The organism is Nocardia bovistercoris (genome assembly GCF_015674855.1).
GTDB classification, from domain to species: Bacteria; Actinomycetota; Actinomycetes; order Mycobacteriales; family Mycobacteriaceae; genus Nocardia; species Nocardia bovistercoris.
The window spans coordinates 18180-41988 of record NZ_JADMLG010000022.1; the positions used below are offsets into that span (position 1 = coordinate 18180).

The 23809-nt window shown below is 67.1% G+C and carries 21 protein-coding genes; 10 read left to right on the plus strand and 11 right to left on the minus strand.

Annotated elements, in window-relative coordinates:
- Positions 1–29 precede the first annotated feature (29 nt).
- The 7 genes from IT779_RS33500 (at position 30) to IT779_RS33530 (ending at position 7408) form a co-directional block, all read left to right on the plus strand.
- On the plus strand, positions 30–1013 hold the full coding sequence (locus IT779_RS33500; protein WP_196149123.1) for a LacI family DNA-binding transcriptional regulator: 984 nt from the start codon (positions 30–32) through the stop codon (positions 1011–1013).
- 94 nt (positions 1014–1107) lie between these two features.
- Positions 1108–2463 (plus strand): hypothetical protein, encoded by a 1356-nt coding sequence (locus IT779_RS33505; RefSeq protein WP_196149122.1) that lies wholly within the window; start codon positions 1108–1110, stop codon positions 2461–2463.
- A 730-nt stretch (positions 2464–3193) separates the two neighbouring features.
- Positions 3194–3985, plus strand: a complete 792-nt coding sequence (locus IT779_RS33510; RefSeq protein ID WP_196153498.1) for a TIGR03084 family metal-binding protein — start codon at positions 3194–3196, stop codon at positions 3983–3985.
- A 316-nt stretch (positions 3986–4301) separates the two neighbouring features.
- Complete coding sequence (locus IT779_RS33515; RefSeq protein ID WP_196153499.1) at positions 4302–4949, plus strand: hypothetical protein; 648 nt, start codon at positions 4302–4304, stop codon at positions 4947–4949.
- Between the two features lie 41 nt (positions 4950–4990).
- Positions 4991–6169 (plus strand): L-2-hydroxyglutarate oxidase, encoded by a 1179-nt coding sequence (gene lhgO / locus IT779_RS33520; RefSeq protein ID WP_196153500.1) that lies wholly within the window; start codon positions 4991–4993, stop codon positions 6167–6169.
- Between the two features lie 152 nt (positions 6170–6321).
- Positions 6322–6792, plus strand: a complete 471-nt coding sequence (locus IT779_RS33525; RefSeq protein ID WP_196153501.1) for an SRPBCC family protein — start codon at positions 6322–6324, stop codon at positions 6790–6792.
- 10 nt (positions 6793–6802) lie between these two features.
- Positions 6803–7408, plus strand: coding sequence for a ribonuclease H family protein (locus IT779_RS33530; RefSeq protein ID WP_196153502.1), 606 nt, complete (start codon positions 6803–6805; stop codon positions 7406–7408).
- 87 nt (positions 7409–7495) lie between these two features.
- Here the strand turns inward: IT779_RS33530 and IT779_RS33535 are convergent, their stop codons facing one another.
- The 9 genes from IT779_RS33535 to IT779_RS33575 form a co-directional block, all read right to left on the minus strand.
- Entirely contained in the window at positions 7496–8347 is an 852-nt protein-coding gene (locus IT779_RS33535; RefSeq protein ID WP_196153503.1) for a prolipoprotein diacylglyceryl transferase, read from the minus strand.
- Between the two features lie 133 nt (positions 8348–8480).
- Positions 8481–9659, minus strand: coding sequence for an MlaD family protein (locus IT779_RS33540; RefSeq protein ID WP_196153504.1), 1179 nt, complete (start codon positions 9657–9659; stop codon positions 8481–8483).
- Positions 9656–10744 (minus strand): MCE family protein, encoded by a 1089-nt coding sequence (locus tag IT779_RS33545; protein ID WP_196153505.1) that lies wholly within the window; start codon positions 10742–10744, stop codon positions 9656–9658. Before IT779_RS33545 ends, IT779_RS33540 begins: the two co-directional genes overlap by 4 nt.
- Positions 10745–10752: 8 nt before the next feature.
- Complete coding sequence (locus tag IT779_RS33550; protein ID WP_408637819.1) at positions 10753–11814, minus strand: MCE family protein; 1062 nt, start codon at positions 11812–11814, stop codon at positions 10753–10755.
- 74 nt (positions 11815–11888) lie between these two features.
- On the minus strand, positions 11889–12884 hold the full coding sequence (locus IT779_RS33555; protein WP_196153506.1) for an MCE family protein: 996 nt from the start codon (positions 12882–12884) through the stop codon (positions 11889–11891).
- Positions 12884–13909, minus strand: a complete 1026-nt coding sequence (locus tag IT779_RS33560) for an MCE family protein (protein ID WP_196153507.1) — start codon at positions 13907–13909, stop codon at positions 12884–12886. Before IT779_RS33560 ends, IT779_RS33555 begins: the two co-directional genes overlap by 1 nt.
- On the minus strand, positions 13906–15438 hold the full coding sequence (locus IT779_RS33565) for an MlaD family protein (RefSeq protein ID WP_196153508.1): 1533 nt from the start codon (positions 15436–15438) through the stop codon (positions 13906–13908). The genes IT779_RS33560 and IT779_RS33565 overlap by 4 nt, the downstream gene beginning before the upstream one ends.
- Positions 15439–15507: 69 nt before the next feature.
- Entirely contained in the window at positions 15508–16371 is an 864-nt protein-coding gene (locus IT779_RS33570) for an ABC transporter permease (RefSeq protein WP_408637816.1), read from the minus strand.
- 3 nt (positions 16372–16374) lie between these two features.
- Positions 16375–17229: an MlaE family ABC transporter permease gene (locus tag IT779_RS33575; RefSeq protein WP_196153509.1), complete on the minus strand. Its 855-nt coding sequence runs from the start codon at positions 17227–17229 to the stop codon at positions 16375–16377.
- Positions 17230–17707: 478 nt separating this feature from the next.
- Between IT779_RS33575 and IT779_RS33580 the strand changes: the two genes are divergently transcribed.
- Complete coding sequence (locus tag IT779_RS33580) at positions 17708–18373, plus strand: chymotrypsin family serine protease (RefSeq protein WP_196153555.1); 666 nt, start codon at positions 17708–17710, stop codon at positions 18371–18373.
- 195 nt (positions 18374–18568) lie between these two features.
- On the opposite strand, the gene IT779_RS33585 is transcribed toward IT779_RS33580, so the two are convergent.
- Both IT779_RS33585 and lppU read right to left on the minus strand, forming a co-directional pair.
- Positions 18569–20047 carry an MFS transporter gene (locus tag IT779_RS33585; protein WP_196153510.1) on the minus strand — a complete coding sequence of 493 codons (1479 nt, stop codon included), beginning with the start codon at positions 20045–20047 and terminating at the stop codon, positions 18569–18571.
- A 32-nt stretch (positions 20048–20079) separates the two neighbouring features.
- A complete protein-coding gene (lppU, locus tag IT779_RS33590; RefSeq protein ID WP_198429229.1) occupies positions 20080–20700 on the minus strand; it encodes an LppU family putative lipoprotein in 621 nt (206 codons plus the stop codon).
- Between the two features lie 422 nt (positions 20701–21122).
- Here lppU and IT779_RS33595 point away from each other — a divergent pair, with 422 nt between their 5' ends.
- The gene (locus tag IT779_RS33595; protein WP_232542350.1) at positions 21123–22469 is read left to right on the plus strand and encodes a cytochrome P450; all 1347 of its coding nucleotides are present in this window, start codon (positions 21123–21125) and stop codon (positions 22467–22469) included.
- A 332-nt stretch (positions 22470–22801) separates the two neighbouring features.
- Complete coding sequence (locus IT779_RS33600) at positions 22802–23734, plus strand: L,D-transpeptidase (protein ID WP_196153513.1); 933 nt, start codon at positions 22802–22804, stop codon at positions 23732–23734.
- The last annotated feature ends 75 nt before the right edge of the window (positions 23735–23809 follow it).

Below are 23809 nucleotides of genomic sequence, written 5' to 3' on the forward strand. Positions count from 1 at the left end.
AGGGGCCGGTTCGGAGGCGGTGAGTTGGCGTGAAACGGTCGGCAAGACCGACGCGGGCCGATGTCGCCAGACTGGCGAAGGTATCGACGGCGACGGTTAGCTACGTGCTCAACAACGTCGCCGGACAACGGATCTCGCCGCAGACCCAGCGAGCCGTGCGGGAGGCGGCGGCCGCGCTCGGCTACCGGCCGAACCTCGCCGCCCGGAACCTGGTGATCGGCGGCAGCGGCCTGGTGCTCTACATCGTGCCGCAGATGGCGCTCGGCGCACTCGCCATGGAGGTCGGCAGCCGCCTGACCACGGCATTGGCCCGCCACGGCATCGTGATGTCGCTGCAATTCGAAACCGAGGACGGCGCGAACATCGCCGAGGCCATCGCCGGACTCGATCCCATCGCCGTCGCGGGCGTCTTCCCGCTCACCGGCGCGGCACTCGACCTGGCAGGCGCCGCGGGCCTACCCCAGATCCATTTGGGCAGCGCCAATCTGCACACCCTGGCGGCACTGCACCTCGAAGTCGGGCGGCTGCGGGTGCGCCACCTGCTCGCCCACGGACACCGCAGACTCGGATTCGCCTACTCCGACGACCCCAAACTCCGACTGTTCGGCGACTACTGGCTGGAGGGCCTGCGCGTCGCCGCCCGCGACCACGAACTGCCCGACCCCGTCGTCGGTGAAGTCGGCGCCGACGGCGCGAACGCCGCCGAGATCGTGAGGTCCTGGACCGAACGCGGCGTGACCGCCGTCTGCGCGCAGAGCGACGAGACCGCCTTCGTCGTCCTGCACGGCATCCGCCGGGCCGGGCTGCGCTGCCCCCAGGACCTGGCGGTCATGGGAGTCGACGCCATCGGTCTCGGCATCGTCAGCGACCCGCCGCTGACCACGGTCGGCTTCCGCGCCGCCGCCATCGTCGACACCGCGGTCGATTCGATGATGAGCGCACTCGGCCTCCCCCACGAGCCCGCCGAGGAGCACGGCGAATTCGCGATACTCATCGACCGCGACTCGGTATAGCCGCGAGCGCGCAGGCCGCGTTGACACCCGGGACGAGCTGATGAGACGGTGAGTCCCACCAACTCGGACAAGGCCGGATCAGGGGGCTTCCACGATGACGACACTCGCCTCGGGCGTGTTCATCGATTGGGAGGAATTGACCGGACAGTCGAAATTCGTGGTCGATCTGATCACCTTCCCGATCTTCAGCGCGCTCGCGGGCTGGCTGACGAACTGGACCGGCGTGCTGATGTTGTTCTGGCCGGACCGATTCCGCGGCGTGCGCGTCCCCGGTTTGGCCGTGCTCTACCCGTATTTCCCGAGACGAGTCCAGGTGCTGCCCACCTTCTCCGGTGACGGCCGCCGTTTCGGATTCCAGGGATTCATTCCGGCGCGGGCCGAGAAGATGGCGAGCATCTGCGTCGACAAGGCGCTGCTCCGCATCGGAAGTCCACGCGATTTCATTCACGAGCTAGACCTCGAGGGCATCGCCGACTACATCGCCGAAAACGCCCGCTCGCAGGTCAGATCGATCGTCGACGACATCATGTACCGGGAGAATCCGGACCTGTGGCGCACGGTCCCCAAGCAGATGAAACAGGTCGTCTACCAGCGAGTCGACCGGGAGCTGCCGCGTTTGACCAGACGCGCGTTCGAATCGCTCGGCGACAATATCGACCATCTGATCGATATCAAGAGTTTCGTGATCCGCTACCTACAGGGAAATCCGACCATCCTCAAGGACCTGACCACCACGATCGCCGCACCGGAATTGCGATTCATGGTCAGGATCGGTCTGCTCGGCGCACCGTTCGGCCTGCTCATGGCGTTGTACCTGCACGTCCACCACAACATTCCGGTAATCGGCTGGCTGCCCACGTGGGTGATCGTGCTCGCAGGCGCCGCCGCCATCGGCGTGATCGTGAACGTGATCGCCGTGAAGATGGTCTTCGAACCCGGCGATCCACAGCCCCGCTACAAATACCTGTGGAAGCAGGCCCTACTGGCCAAACGCCAGCCACAAGCGGCAACCGACCTCGCACATATCCTCGCCTACCAGGTGTTGACGCTCCCGAACCTGTCACACGAACTCCTCGACGGCCCGAACGGCGACAAGACACGGCAGCTGATCGAGCGCCTGGTCTCCGACGAGATCCACCGCCAACTCGGCCCAACCACCCCGATGGTGCGCGCGGCATTCGGCAAACGACAGTTCGACAATCTGAAAGTCGGCGCGGCAGGCGCAGCGGTCGGCCTGGCGCCGAGCGTGATGCAAGACGAGGAATTCGCCCTGGAGCAGGCACAAAAGATCGATGAATTCGCGGCACGCAAGCTGCAATTACTGAGCCCAGGCGAGTTCATGGAGATGTTCTACGCCTCGGTAGAACAAGACGCCTGGCTCCTCTACCTACACGGAGCCCTACTAGGCCTAGGCGTCGGCCTGACCCACCTACTCCTCTTCGGCTGGTAACCCCAAAAACAAGCGATCATGCTTGCATCTTTCCTACCCCCGATGCATGCTGAAAACCCCAAACCCGCAACCCCCAACCCCACCAGGAGCCAGCCCGCCAACCACCGTTCACGCCCCACCTCAACCCAACCACCACCACTCGCCCGATACCGCTCGCCCGATACCGCTCGCCCGATACCCCCCCGACCACCACCGCTCGCCCCCGATACCGCCAACCACCACCACTGGCGGTACCCCCCAAGCGTCTCCTTCCAAGCCCCACCCCAGCCCACTCGGGAGCGAGCCCGACGAGCGACGGTTCGCGGCCGTCTCGCGTCCCAGCGTTCGAGACAATGCGACGCAGGAGCAAGTATCGAACGCTGGGACGCGAGACCGAGGGGCCGCGAACCCGCGGCGCCGAAGGCGACGCCAATAAACACAGCCGCGTCAAACCATTGGGTAGCTATACCTCCGGTCCGCGTCGCCCCCGACTGACTCAGCCCAACCCATCCATTGAGTAGCTGCACCTCCGGGTCACGTCGTGTCAGACAATCTCACCCCCATCACGCCTATCGGGTAGCTGCCCCCGGCGCGCGCCATGCCCGACAAACTCAGCCCAACACACCCCTCTTGGGTAGCCAAACCTCCGAGTCTCACCACCACCCCCGCCGACCCCCACCTCACAGCAGCGACACCCGATAAGCCCACAAGCACCGAAAACACCCCAAACAGACACAGGCATAGGACGCAAATGGCCGACCTCGAAGCGCTACTCAACGATTTCACAACCGAATGCGCGGACCTGGAGGCCCTCGTCGCCCCCCTCCCACCCCAAGCCTGGACCCGCGACACCCCAGCCAAAGGCTGGACCATCGCCCACCAAATCGCCCACCTCACCTGGACCGACGAGGTAGCCACCCTCGCCGCCACCGACGCAACCCGCTTCACCACCCTACTCACCGAAGCCGCCCCCAAGGCCCTGACCTTCGTAGACGAGGCTGCCGCCGAAGGCGCACGCACCCCCGTTCCCGACCTACTACAACGCTGGCGCCGAGGCCGCACAGCATTGGTCGCGGCCCTACGCACAGCACCGGCAGGCACCAAACTCCCCTGGTTCGGCCCCCCGATGAGCCCACCTTCGATGATCACCGCGCGCATCATGGAAACCTGGGCACACGGCCAAGACATAGCCGACACTCTCGGCGTACACCGAACCCCGACCGCACGCCTGCGCCCCATCGCCCACATCGGCGTACGCACCAGAAATTTCGCCTATTCGGTCCGCGGACTCGAAGCACCCACCGCGGAGTTCCGGGTAGAACTCGAAGCCCCCGACGGCGAGACCTGGAGCTGGGGCCCCGAAGACGCAGCCCAGCGCGTGACCGGACCGGCCCTCGATTTCTGCCTACTGGTAACCCAACGCAGGCACCGCGCCGACCTCGCCCTCGAGACGAAGGGCGAAGACGCGACCACCTGGCTGGAAATCGCCCAAGCCTTCGCGGGACCAACGGGAACGGGAAGGGCGGCAGGCCAATTCACCTGACGGACCTCCGGCCGGGAACCCCCGGCCGGAGCATCCGCCTCGGGAGCGGGCGAGCGCCACACTGGGTGCGCCGTACGTTCTGACGGCCGGACGTCATTGGCCGGGGGTCTTCGAGTGGCAGTCGAGTATGACGCTCGCCAGCTACCCAACCATTACCCGTTGATCGGATCGAGGAAACATCGACCGCATCCCGCCCTTGTGATCCATCTCCTACCCGATGTGCGGCGCCCGAGCCCCGCACGTAGCCTGGACATGTGTACGGCTTCCGATGATGCGGGCCGCCAGGGGAGAGGCGCCGGGGAAGGGAATACGCATCGTGACCGAATACAGACCCGCCCAGATCGCACGCCACGTCACCGTGGTGCTGGCAGGCGCGGCCAGCCTGACCCTCACGGTCGCCGCGGGCGCCTATATCGCCGACCAGATGGCGGGCACCCAGCGGCAGGCGGCCACACCGGGTGGACCGGAGAAACCAGCCGCGGTCGCGCCACCGCGCGCCGAGCCCGCAGGCCCCGACTCGTTCGTCGAGGCCGTCTTCCACGGATACCGCGTCGGCCGTCCCGCCGCGCCGATCCTGCCTGGCCCGAGCGAACCTCCCGCCCCCGCCGCACCCGCGGTCCGCGTGGCGGCCCCGCAACCGGCCCCCGAGCCGAGACCCCGAGCACGGGAAGGGGTCGACGGCCGATTCGATGTAGGCGACGGCTACGTCGGCGCGCGGATCGAACCGACCGGCGGCGACACGGTGACGGTCACCGTCGACACCGACCTGTTCTCCGGTCCGGCCCCGAAGGCCGAGCCGAACGGGCAGGGGAGTGGCGGCGAGGTCTCGCGGGTCACCACCGAGATCGACACCAAGCGCGGCGCGATGACCCTCGCGGTCTCCGATCCGACCCTCGGCGAGCACGACCTGCACGTGGACCGCACACCCGCACCCGGCCGCACCGCACCGACGGCGCGGATCTGATCCGCCCGCACGGCGGCCCGCGCCGTCTAATGTGATGCCGCGTGTACGACTTCTGTGTGATCGGCGGCGGGATCGTCGGCGTCGCGACGGCGCGGACGCTGCTGCGCCGCCACCCCGGCGCGAGTCTGGTGCTGGTGGAGAAGGCGCGAGCGCTCGCCACCCATCAGACCGGGCACAACAGCGGGGTGATCCATTCGGGGATCTACTACGCGCCGGGTTCGCTGAAGGCGCGGCTGTGCGCCCAGGGTGCGCGCTGGACGAAGGAATTCGCGGCAGCGCAGGGCATTCCGTTCGAGGTGTGCGGAAAACTGCTGGTCGCCACGGATGCCGCCGAACACCGGCGGATGCTCGACCTGTACGAGCGTTCGATCACCAACGGGGTCGAGGTGGAACTGCTCGACGCGGCGGAGCTGCGGCGCCGGGAGCCGAGGGTGACCGGAGTCGGCGCGTTGTTCGTGCCGGGTACCGGGATCATCGACTACGGGCGGGTCACCGCGGCGCTGGCGGCGCAGGTGCGCGAGGAGGGCGGCCGGATCGTGCTCGGCGCCGAGGTCACCGAGTTGCGCGAGTCGGCGGAGTCGGTGACGGCGGCGGGTCCGTCGGGTAGTTGGACGGCGCGCAGGCTGGTTGTGTGCGCGGGGTTGCAGGCGGATCGGATGGCCGCCGCGGCGGGGCTGCGCGTCGATTTCCGGATCGTGCCGTTCCGCGGCGAGTACTACCGGTTGCCGCCCGAGCGCGCGGATCTGGTGCGCACCCTGATCTATCCGGTGCCCGATCCGAGTCTGCCCTTCCTCGGCGTGCATTTGAGTCCGATGATCGACGGTTCGCTGACGGTCGGCCCGAACGCGGTGCTCGGGCTGTCCAGGGAGGGCTATCGCAAGGGCAGCGTCGACCTGCGCGACGCGCGTGAGATCCTCGGCTTCCCTGGCACTCACCGGGTGGCGCGCACCCATCTGCGCACCGGAGTGAGGGAACTGCGTAATTCCCTGTTCAAGCGCGGCTATCTGGCCGAATGCCGCCGCTACTGCCCGGAGTTGACGATGGCCGACCTGCTGCCGCGCGAGGCGGGCATCCGCGCGCAGGCCGTCTTGCGCGACGGCACCCTCGTGCACGATTTCCTGTTGGAGCGCACGGCGCGTTCGATCCACGTGCTCAACGCTCCGTCACCGGCGGCGACCTCGGCGATTCCGATCGCGGAGCACATCGTGGACCAGCTCTGATCGCCCCCGGTCGACCAAGCGACCGACCGGTCCAAATGTGGAAATCCGTTCCGCCGAATTCTCACCGAGACCTCGAATAAAGAGGATGGCTGTAGTACTTTTAATCCCAGCCGTGGAACCCAGCGACGGGCCCGAAGCAGCAGGGAGGGCCGATGGGCCACATCAAATACGCGAGTGACGTCGGAGCACCGGTCGAAGTGGCCTTCAACTACACCGACAACCACCTGTTCGTCCCCGACTGGGCCTACGGCGTCGCGACTTTCGAACCCGAGGGCGAACTCGAGCACGGCCTGGGCGCGGTGTACGGCACCGCGGTCCGCCTCGCGCTCTGGCACCCGAGAATCACCTGCGAGATCACCGAGTACCGCCGCAACGTCGTCATCGGATATACGCTGCGCGGGCGGCTCTCGGGCACGCTCACCCTGCGCTTCGACCCACTCGGCTACGGGCGTTCGGTACTGACCTCGGAGGCCGACTACACCGCGCCGAGCGGAATCCTCGGCAAACTGTGCGCCGGTCTGCTCGATTCGGCGGTCCGACGGGCACTACGGCGAACGGAGTCGCGCTTGCGCAGGGAGATCGAGGAATTCCACGGGACCGACCTTGTCGGACGGATTGCGTAGGGTGCCAAGCATGATCATCGTGAGCACCGACGGATCCTGCCTGCGCAACCCCGGTGGCGCCATCGGCTGGGCGTGGGTCGGCCACAACGGCTCATCGGCGTGCGGCGGCGCCGCGTCCGGCACGAACCAGATCGCCGAACTACGCGCCGTCCTCGAGGCGATCCTCGCCCACCCCGGCCCCGATCCCTTGCTGATCGAGAGCGATTCGCTCTACGCGATCAAATGCGCGTCCGAGTGGATCTTCGGCTGGCGCATGAACGGCTGGCGCACCTCCACCGGCGCGCCGGTCAAGAACGTCGAGATCATCAAGCAGATCGATCGAGCCATCGCGGGGCGGCCGGGTCCGGTCCGATTCCGCTGGGTCCGCGGACATGTCGGCAACTACTTCAACGAGAAGGCCGACGCGCTGGCCGGGCAGGCCGCGCGCGAGGCGGCCGCGGCGGCGGCGCTCGGCGAGGTGGACACGGTCGAGATGGCCGCTGTCACACCGCAAGCTGTCACACCGCAAGCTGTCACATTGCAAGAGGTGCCACGCGCACAGGAGAAGACCACCGGGCCGCGGGCCTCGGGGAAGGCGGCCGCGCCCCAGGCTCCTCAGGCGATGACGCTGTTCTGAGAAGTCCGCGCGATCGCGAGGCATGAACCGCCCGGAGACCTCCGGCGGTGGCGGACGACTCCGCCACCGCCGGAGGCGCTTCGGGAATCAGTTGCCGGGTGCGGGCGCTTGGCCGCTCGGCACCGAGGCGCCGCCGGGCAGTCCGCCGCCGTTCCCGGCCAGGATCGGCGAGTCCAGTTTGCTCACCTTCCAGGTGCCGCCCTCGTTCTTCATATCGGCGATCAACGAGACGTACTCCGGCTGCGGAGCCGCCTGGGTGAAGTTGCCGCGTACCAGCGTGAGCGACACCAGCACCTTGGCGCTCTCGGTGTCACCGGACTGGTATCCGCACTGCGCGTCCTCGGCCCTCGACTTGACCTGCGACTTCACCATGACTTCCTTCAAGGTGTCGGCGGCGTCGGCGAACTGCTTCAGGAATTCGCCGGTCGAGCCCGCCTTCACGGTCGTGAAGAATTCGTCGAGGTTCTGGGAGTAGTCGTAGGAGGAGACGTTGCGGCTGAACGTGCATGCCGCGTGGGTGGAGTCCTCGATCGCGGCGAGTTCGTCACCGCGCTTGTCGGCTTGGAGGTAGAAGACGACGACGGCCGTGACGGCGGCGACCAACAGGACGCCCGCCACGAACGCGGCCACAATCGGAGTGAGCCCCGCCCGCCGTGAACCGTCCGCCCGCTCCGCCTCGGCCTTTCCGGCCTCGGACTTCGCAGGCTCGGACTTTCCGTCCTCGGACTTCGTGCTCTCGGACTTCACGGCATCGGGCTTCCCCGCCCCGACCGCCGTCGCCTCCGCTTCGTCCTTCTGCGCGGATTCCCCCGAACCTTCCTTCTTCTCCAGGCTCGGCGCGGCCTGCTCGTCGGCTATCGATTCCCCCGTGTTCGCGGCAACGTCTCCGGCCTCGGTGTTCTCGGCGTCCTTGGCGGTACCGGCGTCGTCGGTGGACATCTATACAATCCTGCGCTTTCCCGGCGCGCGGACGCGCCGATATTCGGCCGACCGACCTGCACGGGCCGATCGTCTGCGGACTACCAGCGAGTATGCCCCGGCCGACGGGAGCTCCGTCGAACCGGGGTGATGCTCACCGCACCGGGGGCAGGGTCCGTTCCTTCGGATCCACCCCCGGCGGCATCTGCGCGCCGTTGTTCGGCACATCCGGGCGCGGCGCGTTGGCGGCGCCGCGGATCTGCTGACCGGGCGGCGGATTCACGCAGTAGTTCCACCTCGGCATGCTGCCGTCCTTGACGGTCTCCGGGCGGTCGGGCGGCGTCTGGTAGATGCAGACCGGACGCGGCCAGATATCGGCGATCGTGTGGAACTCGTTGTCGTGCGCGGGCACGCCGACCGCCTTCAACCCGATCGCCAGCGACGGGAACAGCGCGCTCAGCGCGGGCGTGCGCAGTTGCGCGGCCTTGGTGATGGCGACGAAGTTGGTGACCAGGCTGGTGATCGGGTCGGCGGTGCGGTCGACCACGGCGCCGAGGTCGGCGAGCTGGCCGGGCGCTTTGTCGAGTACCGCCTGCAATTCGGCGTTGGCCTGGTTGAACTGGTCGAACAGCACGCCCGAGTTGCGGGTGAGGGTGGCAAGGTCGGGTTGCGCGTGCGAGGTGGTCTCGGCGATGACCCGCAGGTTGGAGATCAGGTTGGTGGTCTGCGGCAGCAGCGAGTCGAGTCCGGCCGCGGCCAGGCTGATGCCGTTGACGAGGCCGCGCAGCTGATCCGGTCCCGCGCTCAGCGCGATATCGAGTTCGGACAGGATGACCTGGAACTTGTCCGGATCGATCTGGGCGATCAGCGCGCTGGAGTTGTCGAGCACCGACCAGATCGGGGTCGGGGTCTTGATCTTGGCCGGGTCGAAATCGATCACCGCCCCGTCCTTCAGGAACGGGCCGTCCTGGCTCGCGGGCCGGAAATCGATGTACTGCTCGCCCGCGCCGGACAGTGCCTGCACCGAGATCGCGGTGTCGACCGGAATCGAATACTTGGAGTCGATCCGCGCGGCGACCGAGATGGACTGGCCGCGGTTGGTGAGCGTGATCGAGGTGACCTTGCCGACCCGGAAGCCGCGCAAGGTGACGTCGTTGCCGGGTTGCAGGCCGCCGGAGCGGTCCAAGTTCACGGTGACCGTGTAGTTGTCCTGCAGCGGATTCACCCGCATCACATTGACCAGCAGGTAGCTCGCGCCGACCACGAGGACCAGCACCAGGCCCGCGTTGGACCAGAAGATCTTGCTGCGCAACAACTTCCCGGCCCGGCTCATCGGTGGCCTCCCTGCACGCGACCCTGGATGACCTGAAGCACCTGGAGGAAGCTGCCGACGAAGTCGTTCAGGTCGTTGGTGTCGAAGAACTTGCTGTTCGCCGGATCGGTGACCAGCCCCACATCCAGATTGGTCAGGATCACCGCGATCGCGAGGTTGCCGCCTTTGAAGGTCTCGTCCACCCTCGGTTTGACCTGGTGCACGTTCTCCAGTGCCCGCGCGAATCCGTCCCCGGTCGCGGCCAGCGCGTCCATGAGCTTGCGCAGGTTGTCCATCAGGCTCGCGAGCTGATCCGAGGACGTGTTCGCGTAGTCGCCGAGCGCCGCGCTGGTGACCGACACCTTGGCCAGCAGGTCGCCGATGGCGCGATTGTTCTCCGCGATGACGCCGATCATCTGCGGCAGCGTGTCGGCGACCTGGCCGAGTTCGTCGCGCCTGGCTTCGATGGTGTTGGCCAGCGTGCTGAAATTGCCGAGCACGCTGTCGATGCGGGCGGAGTTCTCGTTGAGGCTGCCGACCACGCCGGTCATCTCGGTGATGAGGTGCGCGAGTTGCGGGCCGCGGCCGCCGACGATCGAATCCAGTTCCGCGGCGAGTCTGCTGAGGCTGGCGATACCGCCGCCGTTGAACAGCATGGACACCGAGACCAGCAGTTCCTCGACGGTGGCGCCCGCCGAGGTCTGGTCGAGGGTGAGGGTGTCGCCGTCGGTCAGCATGGCCGTGCCGGATTCGGCCTTCGGTTTGGAGATGGCCACGAAGACGTCGCCGAGCGGGGTCGCCTGCCGCAGTTCCGCCGTGCTGCCCTTGGGCAATTCGATGTCGCGGCTGATGGACATGTCGACGACGGCCTGGAAGTTCTTGGTGGTGATGCCGGTGACGACGCCGACATCGGAACCGCCGATCTTGACCTTGGCCTGGTCGGGCAGGTTCAGCGCGTTCTCGAAAACCGCGTGCAGCGTATAGGTTTCGCCGGACTGCCCCGGCGCGGGCAGCGGCAGCGATTCGACGGTCAACCCGCATCCGGAAGTGACGGCGACCGTCGCGACTGCGGTCGCCGCGAGTAACGCCCTGCGCGCCTTCGTCATCCGTTGGCTCATTTCGTCAGTCCGAGCAGTGCGGCGGTCAGACCGTAGTCGGGACCGAAGTCCTGCATGTTGCCGGTGCGGCAGCCGTCGGACCGCATCTGGATGCGTTCGCAGAACAGGCTGATCAGTTCGCCGCTGAGCACGGTGCCGATGACCGCGTGCAGACGCAGGAACCCGCCCTCGTAGTTCATCGAGCGGTCGATGTTCTGCAACAGCATCGGCGCGACGTCGACGACCTCGGTGAGGCCGAAGGCATTGGCGCGCAACTGGTTCGTCACATTCGTCAAGCCGGTGAGGGTGCCAGACAGTTGGTCCTGGTATTCGACGAACGCCGAACTGGTGTTGTTCAGGAAGTCGTTGAGCTGCTGCAGCGTGGCCTGCAAACCGGGCGCCTGCTCGGCGAGCAGACCGGTCATCTGGGTCACCCGGTTGCTGAAATCGCGCACGGACTGGTCGTTCTCGGCCAGCATCGTGGTGAGCTCGTTCAGTTTGATGATGATGTTGGAGATGGCGTCCTTGTTGTCGATGCCGACCTTCAACGCACCCGAGAGCGCGTTGAGGGTGTCGCGCATCTTCGCGCCCTGGCCGTCGAGCATCGGATACAGCACCCGGCCCGACAGCGGCCCGAGACCTTCCTGTCCCGGTTCGGGTTTGAGGGCGGCCGCGAACTGGTCGATGGTCTTGATCATGGTGTCGAGCTCGACCGGGGTCCTGGTGCGCCGCAGCGGCAGGTGTTCGCCGTCCGCGAGGGTCGGGCCCTCGCTGTAGACGGGGGTGAGCTCGATATGGCGGTCGGTCACGATGGAGGGGGAGACGATCGCGGCGACGGCGTCGGCGGGGATCTTCACATCGCCGTCGATCGACATGTGCACCTCGATGAAGGTGCCTTTGGGCACGATCTTGTCGACCTTGCCGACCTCGAGCCCGAGGACGGTGATCGGGTTGCCCTCGTACATGCCCGCGATGTTCTCGAAGTCGGCGGTGATGCGCGTGGTGTTGCCCAGCGCGTCGTTCACCGAACCGGGCAGCAGCGAACAGCTCGCCACCGCGAGCGCGGTCGCGCCGACCATGACCGCCCGGCGCAGTGTGCGCGGCACGCGCAGTGTGCTCAGTGTGCGCAGCGATGACGCCTTCATGTTCCTGCTCATTTCTGGCACCCCTGCGCGACGTCGGCGAAGCACAACCAGTTGTCCGGGAAAAGCCACGGCAGACCCGCCTCGGCGTAGTTGCCGTTGCCCCAGGTGTTGGCCAGGTAACGGACCGACGGCGGCAGGATCGAGTACAGCCGGTCGAGGTTCTCCTTGTTCTTCTGGAGTCCCTCGCCGATCGTGTTGAGCTGGGTGAGCGTCGGGCCGAGTTGGCCGTCGTTCTGGGCGCCGATCTCCTGCAACTGCCTGGTCAAGGTGGCGACGCCGTCGAGCAGTTGCCGCAGCAACTCCTGCCGCTGCATCACCCGGTTGGCGATCGCTTCACCCTGGGTGATCACCAGCAGCACGCTGTTGCGATTGTCGGCGAGCAACTGGGTGACCTTGTTCATGTCCTTGAGCAGCGAGTCCACGTCGGCCTTGCGCGCGTCGATGACCTTGGCCAGCGCGCCGACACTGTCGAGGGCCTGGGCGACCAGCTGCGGGGAATCGCCGAGCTGCTGGTTGACCAGGTTGAGCGATTCGGCCAGCTTGCCGGTGTCGAGTTGCTCGAACTTCGGGGTGCCGATCTGCACCACGTCGGCCAGGTTGTATGGAACGGCGGTGTTGGCCAACGGAATCCGGTTGTCCTTCAACCCCGACCCGTCGCCCGGCTCCAGATCGACGTAGCGGGCGCCGAGCAGGGTGGCCATCTTGATCGACGCGCGGGCATCGGAGCCGAGCTTCACGTTCCGATCGACATTGAGGGTCAACAGCACGTGCGTGCCCTCGATCTTCGCGCCCGACACCGTGCCGACCGGCACGCCAGACACATCGACCTTGTCGCCGACCTTGATGCCCGCGGCCTGCACGAACTCCGCTTTCACGGTCTGGTCGCCGATGCCGAGCATCCGGAACACGCTGGAGATCACCAGCATGATCACGATGAAGATCGCGCCGACGACGCCGAGCCAGAAGTACTTGTTGTTCTCGAAGCGCTGCTTGAGTGTCGTCATCAGCGGCACACCGCCGAATGCGAGTTGCCGCCGATCTGGGTGAGGATGCCGCGCGGGAAGAGCACGCCGTAGAGCGAGATGTCGAGGCTGCACGCGTAGGCGTTGGCCCAACTGCCCTGCGAGGTGAACTCGCCCGCCGCGGCCAGGATCGCGGGCAGGTCGACCGCGGCCTGATCGAGCTGCGGGCCGGTGGCGATGAGCAGGCTGAGCGCCGCCGCCGTCGAATCCTGGGTGGTCTTGAGTTTGGGCTGGATCTTGCCGACCATGTCGACCAGCGACGTGGTCGCGGTCGCGATCTGCTCGGTCGACTGCTGCAGGGACTGGCCCTGCTCGTACAGTCCGCCGATCAACGCTCTGGTCTGGGTGATCAGCGTCTCCAACTCGTCACCTCGCTTCGCCAATCCGGCCATCACGCCGGACAGATTGGTGATCACATCGGTCAGGATCGCGTCGCGGCGCTGGAAGTCCGTCGCCAGCGTCGCGGCCTGGGTGATGAACGCGCTCAACGAGACCCCGTCACCCTGCAATGCCTGGATGAAGGTCTCCGACAGGCGGTTCACCTGGTCGGGCTGGAGCACCTGGAACAACGGCTGGAATCCGTTGAGCAGTGCCGAGATGTCGAAGGACGGCTCGGTGCGCTCGAGCGGGATCGACGCGTTGTTCTTCAGCGGCGCGGAACTGGCCGCCTTGCCCGGCGCCAACGCGACATAGCGCTGGCCGATCAGGTTCTGATAGCGGACCAGGGCCTTGGTGTCGTCGTACAGGGTCTGGTCGCTCTGCACGATGAAGGTGACCTTGGCGTCGTTGCGGGTGTCGAGTTCGATCTTCTCGACCTTGCCGACGCGAACGCCCGCCATGCGCACGTCGTCGCCTTCACGCAGGCCGAGCACATCGCTGAAGGTCGCCGAATAGGTCTTGGTCTCCCCGGCGACGATGCGCGCCAATGTATTCCAGACCAGCACGGTGACCAGGACCGAGACCAGCGCGAAGATGCTGAAACCGATCAGCGGTTTGCGAATGCTCATCGGCCGCCTCCGGTTTCGGTCACTTGCAGGGTGCCGTTCGCCAGCACCGAACTCAGCAGCAGATATTCGGCGGTGGTCGGTTTGCGGCCGAGCAGTTGCGCCATCGCGTCCTTACCTGCGTAGGAGATCGGTGCGGCGGCGGGTTTGGTCTGCGCGCCCGCGGCGGGCTGCGGTCCGCCCGCCGGTTGCTGTCCGCCCGCAGGTTGGGTTCCGTCGGCGGGTTGTTGGGTTCCGCCCGCGGGCTGTGGTCCGCCGAGGAGCGGCGGCAGCTGCGGGAACATGCCTTCCAGCGGCGTGCCCGCGAACGGCTTCGGCGCGTCGGACTCGGCGGGCACCGGGATCGCGGTGGTGGTCAGACCGGGCAGCATCGGCAGGCCCGCCATCGGAACCAGTGGCGGCAACCCCTGCGCGGAATCGAGCTTGCGCGGGCGCAACTTCTCCGGCAGCGGCGGGATCTCCGCGACGGCGGGCGCGGTGAAGCAACTCGGACCGGCCAGGTCGCCGTAGCGCGGGCAGTCGGCGACGGTGTTCGGCTTGTACGGGGTGAGGGTCAGGCCGAGGTTCCACACCATCTGCCTTTTCGGACCCCAGGTGAACACTGTGTTCAGCTTGGCGGCGGTCTCCCCGAGATTGAAGATCGACTGCGTGATCGACGCCGGGTCCGAGGCCATCGCGCCGATGGTGGCGTTCGTCCCCGCGGTGACTTCCTTGCCCGCGTCGGGATTGCGCGCGAACAGGTCGTTGACGGTGTCGACCGTGCTGCTCGCGCCGGTCAGCAGTTGCACGAACTGGGCGCGCTTGTCGACGATCGTGTTCGCGGTCTCAACCGAACTGCCGACCACGTCGATCAGTTCGGGAGCCGACCGGTTGAGCGCGTACAGCGAGGTCGAGAAATCGCCGAGCAGTACGCCGAGGTCGGGAATGGACTGGTCGACGGCGAGCAGCCAGCGGTCCAGGCGTTCGATGGTCGAACCCGGCATCCGGCCGCTGCCGTCCAACGCCTGCGACAGGGTGCCGAGCACCCGGCCGAACTGGACCGGATCGATCTTGTCGAACACCTTCTGCACGGCGGTCAAGGTGTCCTGTAGCGCGATGGTGCCCTGGCTGCGATCCTCCTCGATCACCGAACCCTCGTGCAGATACTGGTCGGCGGCGCCGTTGAAGACCAACTCCACCGAGGTGACCGCGAACAGGTTGCTCGGCACCACCCGGGCGGTGACATTGGCCGGGATATCGCCCGCGAACTCGGGTTTCAGCTCGATGCCGACCTTCTGGAGCTCACCCTTCGCGGCGACCTCGACCTGGTCGACGGTGCCGACCAGCACGCCGCGGAATTTGACGTCGGCATCGGAGGGCAGTCCGTCACCGGTGGTGGTGAGGTTGGCGGTCACCCTGACCTTCGGCACGAAATAGCCCTGATAGCGCGCGTACAGGAAGCCGAAGACGATCGCGAGCACCACGAGCCCGCTCACACCGGCGATCATCAACTGCCGCTGGGTGGGTCCGCGCCCACTCGGATCCAGAATCATCGCCGCGTTTCCGTCGTCGGGTCCGTCATCGCCGCATCACCCCTCGTCGCCGTCCCCGTCATCGCCGCATCACCCCGAGATCCTGATGCCGGGGTTCACGCCCCAGATCGCCAACGTCATGAACAGATCGGCGAAAACGACCAGGATGATGCACATCTTGATCGCCCGCCCGGCCGCGACGCCGACGCCCTCCGGGCCACCCGAGGCGAAGAAGCCGTAGTAGCACTGGATGAACGTGGTGATCGCGACGAACACGATCGCCTTGAGCAGCGAATACAGCACGTCGGTCGGCACCAGGAATTGGTAGAAGTAGTGCTGGTAGGTGCCCGACGCGGTGCCGCCGATCAACTGCACGGTCACCGAGCAGGAGATGTAGGCCATCGCGAGGCCGAGGCAGTACAGCGGCACGATGGCGACGACCGCCGCGAAGATCCTGGTGCTGACCAGGTACGGCAGCGGCCGGATGGCGATGGATTCGAGCGCGTCGATCTCCTCGGAGATGCGCATGGCGCCCAGTTGCGCGGTGAAGCGACAGCCCGCCTGCGCGGCGAAGGCCAGCGCCGCGAGCAGCGGGCCGAGTTCGCGGGTGGTGGCGAAGGCGGAGATGGCGCCGGTGATCGGACTCAGGCCGAGCAGGTTCAGCGAGGTGTGGCCCTGGATGCCGACGGTCATGCCGCCGAACGCGCTCAGGATGACGACGACGCCGATGGTGCCACCGCCGACGATGAGGTTGCCGTTTCCCCACGTGACGTCGGAGAGCAGCCGCCACACTTCCTTCGGGTACTGCCGCAGCGCCAGCGGGATCGAGCCGAGCGAGCGCAGGAAGAAGAAGACCTGGTGGCCGAGCCTGGTGAGCATGTCCACCGGCGCGTTCACGGTGCGCTTGAGCATGTTGATCGGCCGCAGCAGCGGCGGAACGTAAGTCGACGACACGGCTCACACCACCTGCGGGGGGAACATCGCGCTGTAGATCTGGGTGATGATCAGGTTCACGCCGAACAACATGATGGCCGAGCTGACCACCGCGGAGTTCACCGAGTTGGCGACGCCGCCCGGTCCGCCGCGCGTGTTGAGTCCGGTGTCGCAGGCGATGATGGCGGCGAGCAGACCGAAGATCAGGGACTTCACGAGTGCGACGAGCAGGTCGCGGGTGACGGCGAACGAGGAGAAGGTGCCGACGTAGGAACCGGGCGTGCCGCCCTGGGCGAAGATGTTGAAGATGTAGCCGGTGAGGAAGCCGACGAAGACCACGAAACCGCAGAGCAGGACGCTGACCAGCATCGCCGCGCCCAGGCGCGGGGCGACCAGCCTGCGCATGGGGTCGACGCCCATCACCTTCATGGCGTCGATCTCCTCGCGGATGGTGCGCGAGCCGAGGTCGGCGCAGATGGCGGAGCCGACCGCGCCCGCGATCATGAGCGAGGTGACCAGCGGCGCCCCCTGCTGGATGATGCCGAGTCCGTTGGCCGCGCCGATGAACGAGGTCGCGCCGACCTGACCGGCGACCGCGCCCACCTGAATCGAGACGATCACGCCGATCGGAATGGCGACCAGCAACGTCGGGGCGGCGGCGACACTGGCCATGAACGCGCATTGCCGGACGAACTCGTCGAATGGGAAACGCCTGCGGAAGATGGCCACGAACAACTCGGCGACGGCAGCGAATCCCATGGTGATCTGCCTGCCGAAGGTCTCCAGCGAACGTTTGGGGTGATCGGCCCAATACGCCCGCGTCCAATCGACCGCTTCACCTAACCGTGATCCCGCGGGTGGACTCTTGGTCGATTGCACTCGCTAACCCCTCTCGACGCCGGTTGGCCGCCCCGACGACTTGTTTGCTTGAGGCACCTTACTACGTAGTAAGCCAGAACACAGCATCCCTGTGTGATTGCCGTCATAGATAGTTGTCACGCCGTCGCAATCACCCTCGTATAGTGCGCTGACCTTGGGGCGAACCCCAAATCCGGGGGGTCGAATCCTAGTGCGGGTTACAGCCGACCGGGGGCGAAGTATGCCTTACCGGCCATTTCCAATACAATTGCACGGACTTTATTCATCCAAAATAACGTCTGTTTTCCGGCCACAATTACGGGATACGAACTTGGTTCCGAAACACAAAGCGCGGCGCGCTCGATGTCATGTCGATAGTGCCTCGCTATGACCAGCTGACAGGTTCGAACGTACCGGACCGAGACGCGCCCGAGACCGAATACTGACACGATGTATGCGACAGATTGATATCGTGCGGACTTCCAACACCTGGAGGGACATGTTCAGCAAACTCGCCAAGGCGGCGAACGCCGTCTTCGCCGTAGCCCTCGGCGCGGCACTGCTCGGTGCCGGCACCGCGGACGCCGCGGGTCCGCCGGTGATCGGCGGTGGTTCCGGCATCATCATCGACAACCTCTACGAATGCACGGTTACCACGGTCGGATACGACGGAGCGGGCAGGCTGGTCGGACTCACCGCCGGACACTGCGGCGACCCCGGATCCCAGGTGTACGCGGAATCCGATCGCAACGCCGGACAGATCGGGCGATTCGTCTACTCCAACCACGATCTCGACTACGCGGTCATCCAGTTCGACCCGGCCGCCATCGCGCCGGTCAACCGGGTCGGCAACGTCACCATCACCGGCCTCGGCGGGCCCGCCCAGTTCCCCATGATCGTCTGCAAGGAAGGCCGCACCACGGGCAACACCTGCGGCATCGCCTGGGGCGACGTCTTCGGCACCAATATCGAGACCTGGAGCCAGATGTGCGTGGTCGAGGGCGACTCCGGCGCGCCGGTTGTCGTCGGGTCGACGCTGGTCGGCATGGTGAACGCCTACCTGGCGGTGGCCTGCTTCGGGCCCGAGGTCGGCACGAACATGAGCACGATCATCGGTGACATCAACGCGCGCGGCGGTGTCGGCGCCGGGTTCCGGCCCATCTAGACGCGATATCCGTCGAGTCACTCGACAGCACTCCGAAATGAGCGGGCGCCGAACGCGCCCGCTCATTCGCGTTCATGGCACGAGAGCCGCCGATCGGGCCTGGACCGAGGACCACGCCCGTACTGGGCACAGGGCCGGATGTCCGCATGAACGACATCACATTCTCAGCTCGAGCCACACGCTGAACCGCATGTCTCATGTCGACGAATCGGAACCGAGCGAGCGAGCGGGTGCGAGCGCGGGGCCGACGACCGCGCACTGCGGCAGGCAGTCGACGCGATCAGGTTCCGGTGCGCGCCGGGGCGGCCGCAGCAGTCCCGCAGCCAGCGCGGCACCCGCCGCGAGCAGGCCGACGCAGATCCACATAGCGACCTCGAATCCGGCGTCGAACTCGGACGGGTCGGACAAAGCGCCCGACAAACCGGCCAGGCCCGGAAGCGCGGCGACCGCGAGCAGTTGCGCCGTCCTGGCCACCGCGTTGTTGACGCCCGAGGCGATACCGGCCTCGCTCGCGGGCACGGCGCCGAGCACCGCACCGGTCAACGGCGCGACCAACACCGACAGTCCGAGGCCGAAGACGAGCACGCCGGGCAGCACGTCGCGCCAGTACGAGGTGTCGGCGCCGATGCGGGTGAGCAGCACCAGTCCGGCCGCGGCCACCAGCGGACCGACCGTCATCGGCAGTCGCGGGCCGTGCGCCTGCGCCCAGCGACCCGCGGGCGCCGACAAGGCCAACATGATGAACGTGATCGGCAGCGTCGCCACCCCGGACAGCAATGGCGAATAGCCCGCGACCAGCTGCAATTCCAGGACCAGCAAGAAGAACACGCCGCCGAGCGCCGCGTACACCGCGAGGGTGACCAGGTTGGCGGCCGTGAACACCCGACCGCCCGGGCCCGCGAACAGCGCGGGCGGCACCAGGGGATGGTCGCTGCGCACCTCGACCACCACGAAGGCCGCGAGCAGCAGCACGCCGAGCGCGACCAGCGCGGGATTCCCGTCGATCAGCCCGAAGGTGAGCGCGCCGAGCGCGAGCGCGACCACGACCGCGCCGGGAATGTCGGAGCGCGGCGCGGCGTCGGGATCGCGGCTCTCCGGCACGTGCCGCAGCGCCACCGCGACCACAACCATGACCAACGGCACATTGATGAAGAACACGGCCTGCCAGCCCGCGACGCCGATCAACCAGCCGCCGACGAACGGGCCGAGCGCGCCCGCGACACCGCCGAAGCCGGACCACAACCCGATCGCCGCGCCGCGGTCGCGATCATCGATCGAGGCGGAGATCAGCGCGAGACTGCCCGGCGTGAGCATGGCGCCCGCCACACCCTGCAGGAGGCGGGCCGCCACGAGCATCTCGATGTTCACGGCCGCACCGCACAGCACCGAGGTCAGCGCGAAACCGATCGCCCCGTACACGAAGACCTTGCGCCTGCCGAGCCGGTCGCCGAGCGATCCGCCGAGCAGGATGAACGAGGCCAGCGTGAGGGTGTAGCCGTTGAGGGTCCATTGCAGACCTGCCACGTCGGTGTCGAGGGATTCACCGATCCGCGGCAGCGCGATATTGACCACGGTCGCGTCCAGCGCGGCGACCGAGGATCCGAGGATCGTGGCGAGCAGGATCCAGCGACCCGAGGCGGACCCGAGCCGGGGGAGCTGCGCGGTGCTGCTCACCGCTCCAAACTAGTCCCCGGCGCGGGAAGCGGTCAGAGTTCCTCGACGCAGACGACGAACTTGCGTTCCTTGTAGGTGAATCCGGTGCCGCTGCCGCACGAGCCCGGATCGGAGGAGCCCTGCTGGATGTTCACCACCCGGATCGGCTGGGAGCCGCGCTCGGAGCAGTCGATGCGCTTGGGGTCGTCGCCGCCGACATCCATGCAGCCGCCGACCACCCAGTCGATGTCGAGGCAGTACGCGCCCTGTTCGACGCCGTTGAGGGTTTCGGCGTAGTAGTTGTCGCGGTCGCCGACGCAGCCGGAACTCGTCGTGGCCTTGCCGATGATCTTGTAGTTCGAAGCGCGGCTGCCGCAGGACGCCTTGGTAATGGTGGCGTTGCTCATGGTGCCGCCGAGGGTCACGCAGTCGCCGACGCCCGCCTGGAAATCGGTATTGCCGCCGCGCGAACTGGTGGTCGGCCTGCTCGACGAGGTCGGCCTGCTCGACGAGCGCGGCGACGAGGTCTTCGGAGTGCTCGTGTTGACCGCGTCGATGGTGCCGTTGTCGATGGCGGGTTGCGCGGTGCCATCGATGGTGGAGCTACATCCGACCACGAGGGCGAGCGCCGCCGCCACGGCGCCGACGCCGAGGGTGATACGACCTATGAGCATGTGACGAGACACGAAACAGTCCTCCCGAGCTGTAACGCTCCGAACTCATACACCCCCGTAAGAATCCGAAGTTGATCTACTGTTGCTTCCAATATCCAGCAATGCATACACCATCGTTAACGCGGGCGTCGAGTCGAACTCGCGATGGGGTGGTCTGTCGAACTCGCGATGGGGTGGTCTGTCGAACTCGCCATGGGGTGATCTGCCGAACGCGCGGTGACCGTGGTGTGCACCGACGCCACGCCGGGTTGACCTCGCGTGATCACCGGACCGATGGTGGCGACCTTTGAACGGACACCGCCCGAGTCTCGACGTGGGCACCGCCGACACCTGCCCCCGGTTCGAGTCCACAGCGACCGCCGAGTCGGACGTGCGCGGTCGGACACTCGAACCGTGGCGTCCGCTCGACCGTAGGTATGGGTATGGACAGCGCTCTACGCACCGCGCCGCGGACCCCGCGGCTGGCAGGTCTGCACGCACTCGCGGCAGGCGTCGACTACGCCCGGTACTTCCGGTGGCGGCGCGCGCGGGAGGGCGATCCGTTCTTCGTCCGGTTCCCCGGACTCGGATCGGCGCTGTTCACCGGGACTCCGGAAGGGGTCGCGCAGGTCTTCCGCGCGCCAACCGAACTGTTGGAGCCGCCGCGACCCAATCCGATCGAGCCGATGGTCGGGACCGCGTCGCTGATCCTGTCCTCGGGTGCGCGGCATCGGCGCGACCGCGCCCTGCTCGCCCCGGCGTTCCATCGCACGCGGATCCGCGGGTACGGGCGGATCATCCGGGATTCGGCGGTGGCCGAGCTCGACGGCCGCGAGCAGGCGTGGCGCCCGGGCGCCAGGGTGAACTCGCGGACGGCGGCGCGCGCCATCACATTGCGCGTCATTCTCGGTGCGCTGTTCGGCGACGACGATCCGGTGCGCCGCGACCGGTACGCGACCGCTGTCGCCGAATTCCTCGACGCCTTCTCCGGCCCGCTGATGCTGGTGCCCGCGCTGCGCGTCGGAGCCTTCGGGCACGCGCCGTGGGACCGGTTCCGTATCGCGCGGGAGCGCCTCGACGACCTCATCCGCGCTGATATCGCTCGCCACAGGGCGGGTGCTGCGGGTGCGGACGGCATCCTCGCCACCCTGCTCGCGACGCGCTACGAGGACGGCGGTGCGCTATCGGATGACGAGGTGTGCGAGCAGGTCCGCACGCTCGTGGTCGCGGGTCACGAGACCACGGCGACGAGTCTGGTGTGGGCGCTGTTACACCTGCATCGCGAACCCGCCGTGCTGGACCGGGTGCGCGCCGAGGTGCGCGCGGCGGGCGACGACGATCCGGCAACCCTCGCGGCGCTGCCATACCTGGAGGCGGTCTGTCAGGAGACCTTGCGCCTGCATCCGCCGGTGCCGATCGTGCTGCGCGGGCTCACCGGCCCGCTGGAGGTGCGTGGCGTCGAACTCGACGCGGGTGACACGGTGGGGATCGCCGTACCGTTGCTGCATTCCGATCCCGAGGTATGGACCGACCCGCACCTGTTCCGTCCCGAGCGGTTCCTCGAGCGCCGCTACGGCCCGTTCGAGTTCGCGCCGTACGGCGGCGGGCACCGGCGCTGCGTCGGCGCGACGCTGGCCGACTACGAGTTGCGGATCGTGCTCGGCACCATCCTGAACCGGGTCCGACTCGTGTTGACACCGCGATACGCGCGCGGGCCGATGCCGCTGTCGGTGCCGCACAACATCGCGACGGGACCGCTGCGCGCGATCCCCTTCGATGTGGTCGCGTGATTTCAGTCACGAAAGTGTTTGTGAGCGGCGGAAACCGGACGGACCGTAGGTTGCTCGGCGGACACTGACGCACCTGCGCTACCGGCGCTTTTCGCCAAAGTCGCACCCTTCCAACGAGATATGTGTGACAGAGCACACTCGATAGTCACACCGCATCAATCTCGCGGGGCACTGGCTTCCCGCCATGACGGACGGTAGGAAAGACGAGGGTCGGGGCGATAAACCCGCGAGGCCGCCGCGCGCGGACCTCGCGCTGCACCCACGAGCGCTTTCGCAGGCTCCACGCCAATGAGATATCCCGAGCGCGTCACGAGCGTGCGCGGGGGTAGGAAATGGACGAGAAACCTATGCATGTCGCTTTCCCCAACAGAACGCCGTCGAATCCCGCGCGCGCCAAGCGGCGCGGTCGCCGGGTCAGCCGGACCGTTCTATTGTCGGCGGCGATCGCGGCGGCAGGCGCCATGATCGTCGCTCCCGCCCATGCCGAACCGATCCTGCCCGGCTTCGGCACGGGCTCCGCCTCCGGCGCGGGTGCGGGCGCGGCCACCGAACCGACGCCGCAGGCCAACTTCGCCCCGCCGAACATCAATATCGCCGACGGCGAGACGGTCGGCGTCGCGCAGCCGATCATCATCAACTTCAAGGAGCCGATCGCCGATCAGGCCGCCGCCGAGCGCGCCATCAAGATCACCTCATCCAAGTCGGTCCCGGGACACTTCACCTGGCGCGGCGACAAGCAGGTGCGCTGGCGGCCCAACGACTTCTGGCCGGACAACACCGACGTGAAGGTCGAGGCGGGCGGCACGACCAGCGCCTTCCACATCGGTGACGCGCTGGTCGCCACCGCCGACGACAGCACCCACACCATCACCATCACCCGCAACGGCGAGGTGGTGAAGGAAATGCCCACCTCGATGGGCAAGACCAAGCACGAGACCCCCAACGGCATCTACTACGTGGGCGAACAGCTGCGCAAGATGGTGATGGACTCCTCGACCTACGGCGTGCCGGTCACCGCGCCCGAGGGCTACAAGATCGACGTCGAGTACGCGACCCGCCTGTCCAACAGCGGCATCTTCGTGCACGCCGCCCCGTGGTCGGTGGCCCAGCAAGGCGTGTCGAACGCCAGCCACGGCTGCCTCAACGTGAGCACCGACAACGCGCGCTGGTTCATGGAGAACACCCGCAAGGGCGATCCGGTCATCGTGGTGAACACCTCGGGCGGCACGCTCAACGCCGGCGACGGCCAGGGCGACTGGAACTGAGACCGACTCCGCCACACCGATAGTCGATACCGAGAACCCGTAAGCCAGAACGGCCTACGGGTTTTTCGGCTATTC

What these genes read in the sequence shown, in the direction of transcription:
- IT779_RS33550 (WP_408637819.1), bottom strand. Translation starts at nt 11,814, where the DNA reads ATGGTCGGCGCGACCGCGCTCGCGGTGGCGAGCTGTTCGCTGCTGCCC.
- IT779_RS33560 (WP_196153507.1), bottom strand. Translation starts at nt 13,909, where the DNA reads ATGAGCATTCGCAAACCGCTGATCGGTTTCAGCATCTTCGCGCTGGTC.
- IT779_RS33555 (WP_196153506.1), bottom strand. Translation starts at nt 12,884, where the DNA reads ATGACGACACTCAAGCAGCGCTTCGAGAACAACAAGTACTTCTGGCTC.
- IT779_RS33565 (WP_196153508.1), bottom strand. Translation starts at nt 15,438, where the DNA reads ATGATTCTGGATCCGAGTGGGCGCGGACCCACCCAGCGGCAGTTGATG.
- IT779_RS33510 (WP_196153498.1), top strand. Translation starts at nt 3,194, where the DNA reads ATGGCCGACCTCGAAGCGCTACTCAACGATTTCACAACCGAATGCGCG.
- IT779_RS33540 (WP_196153504.1), bottom strand. Translation starts at nt 9,659, where the DNA reads ATGAGCCGGGCCGGGAAGTTGTTGCGCAGCAAGATCTTCTGGTCCAAC.
- lppU (WP_198429229.1), bottom strand. Translation starts at nt 20,700, where the DNA reads ATGCTCATAGGTCGTATCACCCTCGGCGTCGGCGCCGTGGCGGCGGCG.
- IT779_RS33525 (WP_196153501.1), top strand. Translation starts at nt 6,322, where the DNA reads ATGGGCCACATCAAATACGCGAGTGACGTCGGAGCACCGGTCGAAGTG.
- IT779_RS33580 (WP_196153555.1), top strand. Translation starts at nt 17,708, where the DNA reads ATGTTCAGCAAACTCGCCAAGGCGGCGAACGCCGTCTTCGCCGTAGCC.
- IT779_RS33600 (WP_196153513.1), top strand. Translation starts at nt 22,802, where the DNA reads ATGGACGAGAAACCTATGCATGTCGCTTTCCCCAACAGAACGCCGTCG.
- IT779_RS33530 (WP_196153502.1), top strand. Translation starts at nt 6,803, where the DNA reads ATGATCATCGTGAGCACCGACGGATCCTGCCTGCGCAACCCCGGTGGC.
- IT779_RS33545 (WP_196153505.1), bottom strand. Translation starts at nt 10,744, where the DNA reads ATGACGAAGGCGCGCAGGGCGTTACTCGCGGCGACCGCAGTCGCGACG.
- IT779_RS33535 (WP_196153503.1), bottom strand. Translation starts at nt 8,347, where the DNA reads ATGTCCACCGACGACGCCGGTACCGCCAAGGACGCCGAGAACACCGAG.
- IT779_RS33595 (WP_232542350.1), top strand. Translation starts at nt 21,123, where the DNA reads ATGGACAGCGCTCTACGCACCGCGCCGCGGACCCCGCGGCTGGCAGGT.
- IT779_RS33505 (WP_196149122.1), top strand. Translation starts at nt 1,108, where the DNA reads ATGACGACACTCGCCTCGGGCGTGTTCATCGATTGGGAGGAATTGACC.